Annotated in this window: 12 protein-coding genes and 1 pseudogene; 5 read left to right on the top strand and 8 right to left on the bottom strand. The window is 50.2% G+C overall.

The window, feature by feature from the left end; all coding sequences use genetic code 11:
- Positions 1-16: 16 nt before the first annotated feature.
- The gene (gene recD, locus ACUN8H_RS08180; protein ID WP_445531727.1) at positions 17-2,302 is read left to right on the top strand and encodes an exodeoxyribonuclease V subunit alpha; all 2,286 of its coding nucleotides are present in this window, start codon (positions 17-19) and stop codon (positions 2,300-2,302) included.
- A 308-nt stretch (positions 2,303-2,610) separates the two neighbouring features.
- On the opposite strand, the gene ACUN8H_RS08175 is transcribed toward recD, so the two are convergent.
- The 3 genes from ACUN8H_RS08175 to ACUN8H_RS08165 all read right to left on the bottom strand — a co-directional run bounded on the left by ACUN8H_RS08175 (position 2,611) and on the right by ACUN8H_RS08165 (position 4,505).
- Positions 2,611-2,700, bottom strand: a complete 90-nt coding sequence (locus ACUN8H_RS08175) for a hypothetical protein (RefSeq protein ID WP_445531649.1) — start codon at positions 2,698-2,700, stop codon at positions 2,611-2,613.
- 303 nt (positions 2,701-3,003) lie between these two features.
- The gene (locus tag ACUN8H_RS08170) at positions 3,004-4,089 is read right to left on the bottom strand and encodes a GGDEF domain-containing protein (protein WP_445531648.1); all 1,086 of its coding nucleotides are present in this window, start codon (positions 4,087-4,089) and stop codon (positions 3,004-3,006) included.
- A gap of 35 nt (positions 4,090-4,124) precedes the next feature.
- Positions 4,125-4,505 (bottom strand): hypothetical protein, encoded by a 381-nt coding sequence (locus ACUN8H_RS08165; RefSeq protein WP_445531647.1) that lies wholly within the window; start codon positions 4,503-4,505, stop codon positions 4,125-4,127.
- A 1-nt stretch (position 4,506) separates the two neighbouring features.
- On the opposite strand from ACUN8H_RS08165, the gene ACUN8H_RS08160 reads away from it, so the two are divergent.
- Together ACUN8H_RS08160 and ACUN8H_RS08155 are read left to right on the top strand one after the other, a co-directional pair.
- Entirely contained in the window at positions 4,507-4,671 is a 165-nt protein-coding gene (locus ACUN8H_RS08160; RefSeq protein WP_445531646.1) for an uL15m family ribosomal protein, read from the top strand.
- Positions 4,672-4,833: 162 nt separating this feature from the next.
- Entirely contained in the window at positions 4,834-5,034 is a 201-nt protein-coding gene (locus ACUN8H_RS08155) for a diguanylate cyclase domain-containing protein (RefSeq protein ID WP_445531645.1), read from the top strand.
- Between the two features lie 152 nt (positions 5,035-5,186).
- On the opposite strand, the gene ACUN8H_RS08150 is transcribed toward ACUN8H_RS08155, so the two are convergent.
- Both ACUN8H_RS08150 and ACUN8H_RS08145 read right to left on the bottom strand, forming a co-directional pair.
- Entirely contained in the window at positions 5,187-5,399 is a 213-nt protein-coding gene (locus ACUN8H_RS08150; RefSeq protein ID WP_445531726.1) for a group II intron maturase-specific domain-containing protein, read from the bottom strand.
- A gap of 92 nt (positions 5,400-5,491) precedes the next feature.
- Entirely contained in the window at positions 5,492-6,286 is a 795-nt protein-coding gene (locus tag ACUN8H_RS08145; protein WP_445531644.1) for a 2OG-Fe dioxygenase family protein, read from the bottom strand.
- A 263-nt stretch (positions 6,287-6,549) separates the two neighbouring features.
- Here ACUN8H_RS08145 and ACUN8H_RS08140 point away from each other — a divergent pair, with 263 nt between their 5' ends.
- Both ACUN8H_RS08140 and ACUN8H_RS08135 read left to right on the top strand, forming a co-directional pair.
- A complete protein-coding gene (locus ACUN8H_RS08140; protein WP_445531643.1) occupies positions 6,550-8,415 on the top strand; it encodes a putative bifunctional diguanylate cyclase/phosphodiesterase in 1,866 nt (621 codons plus the stop codon).
- Positions 8,399-8,743, top strand: a pseudogene (locus ACUN8H_RS08135) (ATP-binding domain-containing protein); the annotation flags it as partial. The gene ACUN8H_RS08140 and the pseudogene ACUN8H_RS08135, both read left to right, overlap by 17 nt.
- Before the next feature lie 201 nt (positions 8,744-8,944).
- Here the strand turns inward: ACUN8H_RS08135 and ACUN8H_RS08130 are convergent.
- The 3 genes from ACUN8H_RS08130 to ACUN8H_RS08120 form a co-directional block, all read right to left on the bottom strand.
- Positions 8,945-9,928: a toll/interleukin-1 receptor domain-containing protein gene (locus ACUN8H_RS08130; protein ID WP_445531642.1), complete on the bottom strand. Its 984-nt coding sequence runs from the start codon at positions 9,926-9,928 to the stop codon at positions 8,945-8,947.
- Positions 9,929-10,023: 95 nt separating this feature from the next.
- Positions 10,024-11,790, bottom strand: coding sequence for a hypothetical protein (locus ACUN8H_RS08125; RefSeq protein WP_445531641.1), 1,767 nt, complete (start codon positions 11,788-11,790; stop codon positions 10,024-10,026).
- A gap of 99 nt (positions 11,791-11,889) precedes the next feature.
- Positions 11,890-12,777 carry a hypothetical protein gene (locus ACUN8H_RS08120; protein WP_445531640.1) on the bottom strand — a complete coding sequence of 296 codons (888 nt, stop codon included), beginning with the start codon at positions 12,775-12,777 and terminating at the stop codon, positions 11,890-11,892.
- Positions 12,778-12,817: the final 40 nt, after the last annotated feature.

Genomic DNA, 12,817 nt, shown 5'->3' with positions numbered 1-12,817 from the left:
TAGAGACACACAATCTATGAACTTTGACCTGTTCGCCGATGACGCGCCGCCCACTGCACCTGATTCAACCGCATCGGTAACACCACCGACAGAATCAGCCGCCAGTTCCGCCCAGCCGCACCCCGCGCTAAGCGATACCGCCGCGCTATTCCTGCTGTTTGAGCGCTGGGTTTCCCGCGGCTGGCTGCGGGATCTGGATCTGGCCCTGGTGCGCTTTCTCGACCGTGAAACCCAAAACGCCCCGCCGCTGCTGTTGCTAGGCGCAGCGTTGGCCAGCCACCAGCTTGGCCGCGGCCATGTGTGCCTGGATGTAGCCGCGACGCTGGAAGCGCCGGATTTTGCGCTTTCGCTGCCGCCGGAAGGTGACGACCTGAACGACCCGCCGCCGCTGCCCAGCCACGTGCTGGCCACGCTAACGCTGCCCGAATGGCAGGCCGCGCTCAACCACCCCACGCTGATCAGCAATGGCCCCGGCAATACGCCGCTGGTAGTGAGCCACAGCGTCAACACCAGCAAACTCTACCTGCGCCGCTACTGGCAGTTCGAGCAAACCCTTCACCAGGAAATTGCCACACGCCTCAGCGCGGATAGCCCAGCGCCTAGCTCGATGGATAGCCCAGTGTATAAGACAGAGGAGTCACCGCTACTCAAAAGCGCACTGGACGCCCTATTCCCCGCCACCAACACCCTGGATTGGCAAAAAAACGCCTGTGCCCTCGCTGCTCGCAGCCCATTCGCGATCATCACCGGCGGCCCCGGCACCGGCAAAACCACCACCGTGGTGCGCTTGCTGGCCCTGCTGCAATCCCTGCAGCTGGCCCAGCCCCACTCCCACCCGCTGCGCATTCGCCTGGCCGCCCCCACCGGCAAAGCGGCCGCACGGCTAAATGAATCCATCGCCGGGCAGGTTAATGAGCTACCCCTTAGCGGGTTGGAATCGCTATTAGATGAGCACTCAGCCGCTTCCTCATCGAACGCAATCGACATTCCGACAGAAGTGACCACGATTCACAGGCTACTTGGTGCCCGCGCCGACACCCGCCACTTCCGCCACAACGCCGCCAACCCGCTGGCGCTGGATGTGCTGGTGGTAGATGAAGCCTCGATGGTAGATATCGAAATGATGACAGCGCTGCTCAGCGCCCTGCCCGCCAGCGCCAAGCTGGTGCTGCTGGGGGATAAAGACCAGCTGGCATCCGTGGAAGCAGGTGCCGTGCTGGGCGACCTATGCCGTCGCGCCGACGCCGCCCACTACACGCCCGCCACGGCGCAGTGGCTGGCCAAACTCTCCGACCACCCGCTGCCGGAGGCATTAATCGACCCCGACGGCCAACCGCTGGACCAAGCCATTACCATGCTGCGGGTAAGCCACCGTTTTACTGAAACAAGCGGCATCGGCCAGCTCGCCCAGGCGATTAACCAGCCGTTAAGTGAAGCATTGCGGGAACGGGATAAACACCAAGCCGTGCATGGCGTACTGAATAACGGCTACGCCGATCTTCACCATCTAGTATTGAAGCCTGACGCACAAAATGAAGACAGCGCCCTAGAGCGCCTGGTGATCACCGGCAGCCCGCAACGTTTTCCCAACGCAGGCGAAGGCCGCACCAATTTCAAGGGCGAGCCAATGGCACCGCCCACCGGCTACCAGCACTACCTGAATACCCTAGTGAGTAAGCGGCCTGATACAACACTGGCGTTTGAAGAGAACGGCGACGCTTACGATGCCTGGGCGAAGCAAGTACTCAACGCCTACAGCCGCTTCCAGCTTCTGTGCGCCCTACGCAAAGGCCCCTGGGGCGTAGAAGGGTTAAACCTGCGCATCGCCAAAACATTGCGCCGCGAAAAGCTGCTGTTTGGCAGCGACCACACGCTAGAGAAAGGCTGGTTCGAAGGCCGCCCGGTGCTGGTCACCCAAAACGACTACGGCCTGAAACTGATGAACGGCGATATCGGCATCACAATGGCGGTGCCTGATCCCCGCACTCCCGGCAGGACACTTTTACGCGTCGCCTTTCCGACCAGTGACCCGGAAAACCCAATTCACTGGGTACTACCTTCACGCTTACACGCGGTAGAAACCGTGTTCGCCATGACGGTACACAAATCCCAAGGCTCGGAGTTTCAGCATACCGCACTACTGTTACCGCAAACGCCTAACCCCATTCTCACCCGTGAGCTGGTCTACACCGGCATCACCCGCGCCCGCGACTGGCTCACGCTGATCGAAGCCAAACGAGGGATATTGAATGATGCGGTGACGAGGGAGGTTATGAGGGTTAGTGGGATGGGGCGGTTGTAATCAAAGCCGACATTACCTGTGTTGGTGTCGGTTTTCGGCCAAAAACGGTCCTTCAGTGAGGCGAATACTGTCACATCCAACCCTGAGACAGAGGTATTCCTTAACCGTTTTACTACAGAAAAGAAGAAAGTAGTACCCTATAATAACAGAGCGCTTACTTATAAATATTCGATTTTTATAACGTAAAAATTGGCCTACTTTTAAAAGCAACATTCAATTATTTCTCCTCTTATTTTGTATTTTATTATATTCTTTTCACCTATCTCTTCCTAAAAATCTCGAAGTTACAATATGCCATTGGGTTAGCATTATTTTTCTTTAATTATATTTTTAAAACCCTTCCATATCCTGATAGCCGTGCTCATATAGGAATCAAGCATCACCTTTTCATCAAACACATTATGCTTAATTTAAATTACTATATGCTCCCAACTATTTAATACATACATTAGACAAATCTGCTTTTCCTCTAACAATATAATTAAACTAAAAAAGAGTTTAAGAGAGAGACATGAAGACAGAAGCCACACTTGCTTATCTAACTGATTAATGTGCTTATCAATAAAGGTGCCGATTTACATATAATTAGGCAATTATCAACATAATCTAAGGGAATATTTTATGTGACTTGTTGGGCATAGCCAGAAAATATAAGCTGCTTTTGAAGACTATAACTGCAGGTTGATCTATGCTGTGTTCCCTTAACCGACTTCTACCCGATTGCGACCGTGAGTTTTCGCTTGATACAGGGCTTTGTCTGCACGCGCATAAAGATGCTCAAAGGTAGCTTCGTTTTTGTATGCTATTGCCACTCCTAAGCTCACCGTTACTGAAGTGGCCATGCCTAATTGTTGCTCTGTCAGATCGCTCACTTTTTGGCGCATACGCTCTGCTAGCTTCATGGCGCCATCCACATCTGTATCCGGCATCAAAACACAGAACTCTTCACCTCCGATCCGAGCTAACACGTCTATTTCGCGAGCTTCATCTTTTAGCGCTCCGGCTAATACCTGAAGTATTTGATCACCGGTAGGATGGCCAAATGTGTCATTTACATATTTAAAATAATCAATATCAATAAGAATCAAGCCCAGCGGACAACCACTGCGCTGGCTTTGCTTACAAAAGCTTTCTGCAAAACTCAGTAAATAGCGACGATTGCCTAATTTGGTTAGTTCATCGAACTGGCTAAGTTGCATCACCTTATGGTGCTCGCGCTTGAGCCTAAACAACGATATCAAAAGTCCCACTACTAGTAGCAGGATCATAAAAACCAGCATTGATATGGTACGCCCCAAGCGCTCCATGACAATACGCTGCTTGGCTGCTTCTGAATGCACCAGTCCTTCAAGGATGCTGAAAGTCAACGCCAAGTCGTTTTCGATCACTTGGCCCTGATCCAGAAACTTTTCGGGTGAGGCGCCTAAGATAATTTCATCAAGCTGCTGTCGCATTTCAGACAGATGCTTCTGGACTTCCTGTAACTCTTCTAGAGAGACGCGATAATCTGATTTTGAAAGTTTATTGGTCTGCAGACTAAAACGGATCCCATCAATATGCTGGGGTATCCGCCATAGAAGATTCTCCAGGCTACTAAAAACGTCAGGATCTCCAGGGCGTTGGCGCAAATCCTCCAGAGCGTTTCGAAGCATAACAGCATGAGACTGAGAGCGTACAACCACTGCTGCCAGTGAGGTATAATTAGATCCCATATACTGACGAGCATTTAAATTATATAACGCAATGGCAATGGCAATAATGCACATCAGCAGAGAAAAACCTAACACCAGTTGCCCGGCTATTGACTTGATGGCCCTCAACCTCATTGAACGATGATATCTCGAATCGACCAGACCCAATGGGTCATATTGGCGGTTCCCGCTTCAACAAACTCTGCCTCAGCCGGAACAATCAGCATAGTAGGTCCAAAATCGGTCAGCGTTAAGGGCTCTCCGTCGAGACGGGTAACGAGAAGATAATCCCGTTCTTCAGGATTTATAAAAGTGCTGTAATCGTCATGAGCGATGAAACGTAGCGTTGCCGTTTCATCAACACCTTGTGCAGACAATAGATCTTTAAGCCACACGCCTGCAAAACTTCCTTGCGGACCTTTGAAGTGCTGCAAAGTTGTGGCATGAAGTGGCAAGGATTCAATTTCAGCGCGGCTAATAAAACGCCGTTCTGACTGAGTAACCACCGTCAATATGGGGGACTCATCTTGGGAAGGAGCAAAAGTGCTTGGGACGGGCTCAGTCTCAGTCGCCTGTAACGTTGTCGCAAACAAATTCAGCGAGACTGCCAGTAACCACCATCTATATTTTCGTAAGCCAAACGATAAAAAATTTATCATACTTTTAATTACTCATTGAAAAAAATCAACTACATCCCTGAACATCACTCGCGGAATAAATTATATTCAACGCATGTGGTATTAAATATAGTGTACTGCTTCTCAAGGTAGGTCAAAATTTTTAACGAGTGATAATTCCTTTGGCGCTAGGTGTCAAACCTATCGCTTAGCCTGAACCCAAGTGCCCATTGAGAAGGACACTGCGCCTATGACTATTACCGCCTCCTTCGGTGTGACGCACATCGCCGCCACTAGCGAAAAGATCTTAAAAGCCGCTATCAAGCGTGCCAATAACGGCCTCTACGAAGCCAAGGAGACAGGTCGGAATCGTATTATCATTCAAGAGATGCAGTGGGTTTCCGATGCCCCCCTTTTTCAGTAGCAGCTTGGTTTAGAGTCTGATTTGACGCCGCAAGCAACGGGACGGCAGCCTCTCAACGACTGTCGTGTTTTGAACGGTATTCTGCTGGATCCCTTGCTCTTGCGCCAAATGATTCGGCCTTGCTAAGCGGTAAGATCCTTGAGGGCGTATGACTACTCCCGGCCAGAGTGGCCTTTTAGGCGACACTGATATAATGCGGAGCGCTGCGGTGGCCGGACCCAGCCGTCCAGTGCTTCCAAAATACTTTTCACATCCACCAGGCTGAAGTAGCTGGCCCAGCCACGCAGGACCGGAACCAGTTCTTCGAGCATTCGTCGGATGTTGCGCCCTCTCCCGCGCTTGAGTATCTCGCAGACACGCTGTATCAGGCGCTACGCACCATGCCAGGCGCACAACCAAGACGCCCCCGGAGTTCCGGGGGCGTTGGTGTTGCTAGGTTCTCAATTTACCGAGAGTGTCAGTCGCTCTCATTAAGGACCGCTTCCGGGAAGTGGCGACGCAACATCCGGTTCTGGAAGTCGTCCACGAAGCGGCTGTTGATAATGATGATGAACCGCTCGAAGGGTGCCTCGCTGTCGAGCTGTTCGATCCCGTCGACACTGTGGAATAGCCGGTCATCGCTCAGATGAAGGATATCACCCGGATCCAGAGTGATATCAACCAAGGGTTGCGTGCCAGCCTTGTCGCCGTAGAGGTGGTTTTCACCCCCCGCTACGTTTTCTCGATTGAGGACCAGAATGCTTAGGGCCTTGCAGCCATCGGCATGAATCCCCTGACCCTGAAGGGGGTCGATGCTGCCTTCCCCGCGAACCCCGGTGATCTGCATCAGGATGGGTTCACGCGCACCGATATTCCACAGCCTTGCCCAGGCGCGAACGAAGGCCTTCACATCGGGGCGTGCCATGAATTCCCGAGTCAGCGGATCATAGTACCGCAGGCGATCCGCCATGCTCTCCGCGTCGTTGAAGGCCCCCCCCTGGGCCATCGGGCATTGGCCCATGTCTTCGACATCGCCATGGTCGTTCAGGGCGAGCCAGGACATCCGCTTCCACCGCTGGTTGACATAGGGATCCCGCGGAAGATCGGCGGCAAACCCCTGCCAGGCGGTCAGATCGATTCGCTCCCGAATATCGGTTTTCGCCCAATCCTGATGCCTCAGCGCCTCGGTCACTCCCGGATTCCAATAATCGGCGAGTGAATCGGCAGGCATGAAGGTGAGATCGAAACCGTGCTTGAGGGTATCGAGTTTCACGATGGTATTCTCCTGTTAACTGGGCGAAATTGCCCTGTGTTGCCGGTGTAAGAACGCGGTCAACAGGAGAGAAATGAAAAGATCTGAAAAGATATGTCAAGAAATGTAATAAAAAAGATTAATTTTTATTAAAACAGGATTAGACCGCTGATGACGTATATGTGTAGGTTCCCTACTACACATAGGTGTAGGATAATCACAACAAAGTGCCCATTGTTGCCATTATGATGGCTCTTGACAGTGTTTTTTCTTAAGTGGATCCCATGACTGCCAGCGATTCCCGACATCACAGAGATCCGGAACGCCTGAAAAAAAACCGCAGGGAGTTTTCCGGTGCGCTCGAGTTGGAAGTGTCAAAGACACCTTCAACGAATGGCATCAATTCGCATAATGCCGACAGGGAAGAAGTCGAGTTAGTACGCCGCCAGTATCTGGAGAGTGAGCAGCGATTCCGCGCCCTGCTAGAGAGCCTGCCGAAGGTGGCGGTTCAGGGGTATGATCGCGATCGGCGAGTGATTTACTGGAATGAGGGTAGCACTCGTCTCTATGGCTATACCGCTGAGGAAGCCCAGGGGCAGTTACTGGAAGATCTGATCATTCCTGCCTTCATGCGTGACGGGGTGATCCAGGCGCATTGTGCCTGGATCAAAGACGGGGTCGATATACCCGCCGGTGAACTCGATCTTAAGCACAAAACCGGTGAACTGGTATCGGTCTTTTCGCAGCACCTGATGCTCAATGAGCATACCGACTCCCCCTTGATGTTCTGCGTGGATGTCGATCTTTCCGACCAAAAGCGCGCCCACCGAGACCTGGAATTCGCCACCCGTTTCGACAGGCTCACCCATCTCCCCAACCGCCAGACCTTCGAGGTCGACCTGGACAGTCTGCTGGATTCATGTCGACGCCAGGGCAATGGCCTGGCAACCATCTACCTGGACATCGATCACTTCGTTGAGATCAATGATGCCCTTGGCTATGATCAGGGCGATCGCCTGCTCATTGAGCTGACTCGGCGCCTGAGAGAGTGCCAGCGAGTCACTGATCTGGTGTCCCGTGTCTCTGGCGATGAATTCGTGCTGGCCTTTCCCGGTGTCCACTTGGACTCCGATGTCAGACGGGTCGTTCGTCATGTCCAGAATGTCTTTCGGGAACCTTTCGCCCTGGATGGTCGGGAGCGTCAGGTCACGGCCTGCCTGGGTGTGGCGCTCTTTCCCGAGAATGGTGAATCGTCAAGCGAATTGATCCGTAATGCCGATGTTGCCAAGAATCGTGCCAAACTGGATGGTCAGGGTGCTGTACGTTTCTTCCAACAGAAGCTCCATGATGAGCTGGTTCGCCAGCACTATCTCTCGGCGCGACTCGAGGAAGCCCTGGATAACGATGAATTCTCCCTCCACTACCAGCCCCTGGTCTCGGCGGCCAGTGGGCGAATAGAGAATCTCGAGGCCTTGTTACGCTGGCAGCCTGCCGAGGGCCCGCCGATCTCGCCTGCCGAGTTTATCCCGCTGGCCGAGCGTTCCGGTGTGATTCATCGCCTAGGCGACTGGGTCATCGAAGAGGCTTGCCGCCAGCAGGTGGAATGGCGTGCCAAGGGATTTCATGAACACCGCATCGACATCAATGTTTCGGGTCGTCAACTGGTGCGTCCCGATGCCCTCAAGCGCTTCGAGAACTCGCTGCAGCGTCACGGCTTAGGTCCGCGGGATATCGGCATCGAATTGACCGAGAATGTCCTGATCGAAGCCGACGAAACCGTCATTGAGGACCTGTGGCGCCTTTATCACCGCGGTATTCACATTGCTATCGACGACTTCGGGACCGGCTATTCCTCCCTGAGCTATCTCAAGCACTTTCCAGTCTCCGCCCTGAAGATCGATCGCTCCTTCATCCACGACGCTCCCACACAGCCGAAGGATAGGGCCATCATGGAGGGTGCCATCTTCATCGGCCATCGGTTGGGATTGGAAGTGGTGGCCGAGGGCGTCGAGAACGCCGAACAGTTGTCATTGCTTCGTGAAATGAATTGCGACCTCGTCCAGGGGTTCTTCTTCTACCGTCCGATGCCTGCCAAGGAAATCGACCGCCTGCTGGGCGGTTTCGTGCCTGACCACAATGGCGATGCCTGACCCTCGCTCTTCATCAGGAGCGCCAGGAAGATCGCTCTTAAGAGTCGCCTTTCCGACCAGTGACCCGGAAAAACCGATTCGCTGGGTGCTGCCTTCACGCCTGCACGCGGTAGAAACCGTGTTCGCGATGACGGTACATAAATCCCAAGGCTCGGCGTTTCTGCACACCGCCCTACTGCTACCGCAAACGCCCAACCCAATCCTCACCCGCGAGCTGGTCTACACCGGCATCACCCGCGCACGCGATTGGCTCACGCTGATCGAAGCCAAACGCGGCATATTGAATGATGCAGTGACTAAGGAGGTTATGAGGGTTAGTGGAATGTAGAGATTGTAATCAAAGCCGACAACACGTTGATGGTGTCAGTTTTCGGCCAGGAGCGGTCTTTTAGTAGCAACTAAAATAGCGCTTTAACGTCTCGCGGCTCACCAGCGCAGGGCACGCGGCGGTCAGCCAAAGCGGTGAGCTCTCAAGCTAGCAAAGCAGGAGTCCAAACGAATCGGACCTGCGTCCGCGTGCAGCCGCTTGTTATGCCGCCGATGAGGCAACTTTCTTATGCTCTACGAGAAAACAATCGGCGATCACAGCCACGAATGTGACGAAGCACTCATGTCCGCCTGAATCCTCGAAGTGCAACGGCTTTCCTATCTCGAAGCTAGCAGGCTGCCGTTTCCCTCCATCTACGGCAATGTTTTTCGTGTATACGTAGAGCCGGGCCGAGGAGTCGTGGATCGGGTTCATCGAGCCTTTCAGACCGGGAATCACATTGTGCCCACGAATACAGATAAGCGAGCCGATCCCTTCGATGCTTGGCAATGTGACCGAGAAGTCTCGTACAGGATCGAATTCAGGACTGACAAAGGCTGGCCGCTCAGGGTGAGCGCAGAATAAGGTCAGAGTCCTTCTCTTAGCAACCTCAAAGGCGGCGGTCCCGTTTTCACTTGTACGTTCCCGTAGATAGGTTCCGTTCGACGCGATGAGCAGTACATCTACCTCGGGAATGGGGGCGTCCTGCTCATCCCGAACAGCAATAGTAACCAGAGACGGCGAGGCCGCTGGCGCTTCATCTCCAGCAGGACGAAGAGGTTCGGGCGTGAGTTCCACACCCGACCGGACCAGTTTCTCGCAGATGGCGTCCGACAGTTGTTCAGGCGAGAAGTGTTTTAGGTCGAGGTAGCCGACCGTTTCAACTAAGCCAGGAACCTCCGACTCATCGAAACGAGCAGGCAGAATGTACTCTTGACTCTCTCGGAAGGCTCTTGCTTGCGCGCTCTTGCGCTCGTGACGTGTCCACAACTTCTCGGCGTAATGGCACGAAATAAACATAACGGTGTAGCGCGCCTTGTTCTGATATACGTCGCTAAGATGCTCGTATAGATCTCTGCCCCACAGATCCACTTGCTCGTACCTATCGTAGAACACGTCAACCCCGGCTCGTCTCAGATAACCGGCGACCTGATCTACGTAATCGCGATCTTCTCCGGCAAACGATAGTGCGACGTCGTATTGCATTAAGTGCTCCGATTTAGTAGGCGGTATAACGCTTTGCTCACTGATAAATTAGGAGCGTAGCGAGTAATTTATCCTTGTGCAGCAAATTGTTAGGGCTATGGCTTGCAGAGAATATGAGCTTGGACTCCGAAATCCTTGCATGAACTTATAAAGGTGTTAATCAACCAAATCAACTGCACATAATGTGGCTTACACTTCTGCCCCTTAGACAGCTTTTGCAACTCACCCCGCAGCTTTGTTTTCTTCAAGAAAGGAGTTGCCAGAACTATTTTCTTTATTGAGTTAGGGTTCAGCTCAATAACATCTAGAGCTTGCTCTAGCTCTGACCAATTTTTGGCACCATCAACCCTCTTAATTTTGGTACCCTCATAGTTTTTAGACCACTCATTATCATATTTAATCTTATACAAACTTTTTTCGGCTTGGGTTCGTCCTATATTCTTTAACGCTTGTGCGACCACCTCATGGAACGCGCTTGCGCCATAAGTATCTTTTTTAGTGAATTTGGAGTGAACAAAGGTTATCGAAGGTGTAGCGCTAGACTTGTCAATAGCAATATGATCAGCCCACTCATCATTCATATCGTCACATATTACAATATCATGTTTATTACAATAATTATCCTCCACAGCTCTGAATAGAGATTTATCCGGAAATCTAGTTAAACTTGCATCGTGCGGTTTTTCTTTTTCACTTACCACATCACTAAAGTCATAACCTTCGTCAAACACATTAAGAATAGATTGAATGTTACCCAAAAGTTTTTTGTCTTCAAAGCATGATTTTGAAAAATAGGAGTAATTTGGAGAATCGAACACTGCAGAGAAAGGTTTGTTCTTATTTATAAAAGACCCAACGGTGTAATCTGGCAGTCCATTTTCAATAACCGAAACCTGATCAAGAATTCTGTTTCTAACAGTGATTACATTTTTTGAATAGCCAACTTTTCCCGCCAAAGCTATACCTTTGGCTTTCAGAACTTCCCCATCAACCAGCATCGGAGCCTTTAACTGATTGAAAAATCTGTTAATCTCTCTCGTACTAAATTGTGTCCCGTCATTTTTCTGTAAGACCGAAACGCCAGAAGCTACTTTATTTTCAATCTCACTCAAATCAAATAGGATAGCTACAACTTTATAGCCCCTGTCCATAACATCCTTAAGTTGAACAGGCGAGGCAAAATTACTTATAAACTCACTTGAATTTTTTGTTGATTTTATTTCTTCTTTCACCTCAAACGCCCAATCAATCCAATCGTTAAAATTAGACTTTTTATCTCGATGACTAACTCTTGAAGTACTCGGAGTCAAAGTATACGACTCTTGGCCGATATTCATTCTAAAATTACTAGGAATTGACCTACTTGATGACGTGGAAGGCAGAATACCATTTAAACTTTTCGCTTCCAACGAACGGGACCTAATAACAGCATTGGAGATGCTCATGTTTTTCATCGTTACCCGCTCGTGTTCTGGATTTTTATCTCCATGGAAATGACAAAATTTCTCATAGTCATATTCATCAATGAATCTAGAAAAGTACTTCTCTGGCGAATCAACGTACTTTTTCAGGATTGCCAATGCATCATCAAACTCAATTAACAACAAATACGCATACTTATGTTCTTTTGTGGATGTCCCCTCCAAAAAGGAGGGTTCAGCCTCAATTTTATATGAGATTATAGAGTAAGTAGCTTTACTCCCGGAGCTTGCTATATGACTTTCTTTTATCTCATTTATCAGATAACTGCCAATACGATTTTTGGAAATATCTTTAAATGCATCAGCCACTGATTTTTTGCTTAACTGTTTTTTCAAACTATAAAACTGTGCATTTTTGCTTAAGCTCAAATTTCCTATCATTTTGAAAAAACCTTTTGTTGAGTGCGCTGATTGCCCTAACGCACACAGCACGGGCAAATTTGGAGCGCAGCGGAAAATTTGTCCCAGTGCCTGTGATTGTTAGCTGCGCTGCACATGTTTCGAAAGGTTCGAGACGATTACTTTTAGATGGCCTATCAACGACACAACATCATTTTCAGTGATCGACACCTTCTTCCCCAACTGTTCTGGATGGCTGCCCGTTTTCTTTATATATTCTTCATCAACTACGCCCATTTTATGCGCGAGAAGGTGACGCTTTTGAAACTGATTTACGACGAACTCCCATTCGGAGCTATCGAGACCTTCAGCGATGTTAATTCCGGATTCTTCGAGTTTATTCTTGGCTACGTAAATATTTTGAAAGGACAGCTTAGGATATCGGTCGCGACAACGCTCTCGTGCAAACCCATCAAATGCCGAGATGCAGTCCTCCAGCCCGTTTTCAATTAGCTTGCTTTTTATATCTGCTGGTGATTCTTTAGCCAGATCGAGTATTTTATTTACCAGATCAAAGTTTGCCTCGGCTATCTGTTGGGAGTTGTGCTCAGCACAATCAGGGCAGTACCCGAATGCACCATAGATAGCGTACTGCAAGGTGCAGTTTTTGCATTCGACTTTTTCTTCAAGTTCTTTTTCAGAGTAGTAGGTAATGGGAGCTGGCTTTCCCTTTACGGTTATTCCAATAGAAATAAACTGATTTCTTTTTGCTTTTCTCTCCATCTTCTTCATCGTTTTGAGAAGATCGCCAGAAACCTTGTTTAGAACAACTGACTGCGCATACTCAATCTGCTGTTTTGTCCAAAAATGGTATTGCGGCCCAAGATGCTGGCAATAGGGGCAATAACAATCGGAGAAATCAGGGATACCAGTACCCGGCTTTATCTTGAAATACTTTTCGCACTCGGGGCACTCTCTACCCAAATAGCCTTCTTCATCTTTTTTAATATCCACAGAGTAGGTTTCCACTACTGATTCCTTTTTTCAGCTAACGCAGAGCGAAGCGGTG

It is taken from the genome of Vreelandella sp. V005, assembly GCF_052645115.1.
The sequence above is the reverse complement of the archived record's forward strand: the minus strand, read 5'-3'. Positions and strand labels throughout refer to the sequence as shown.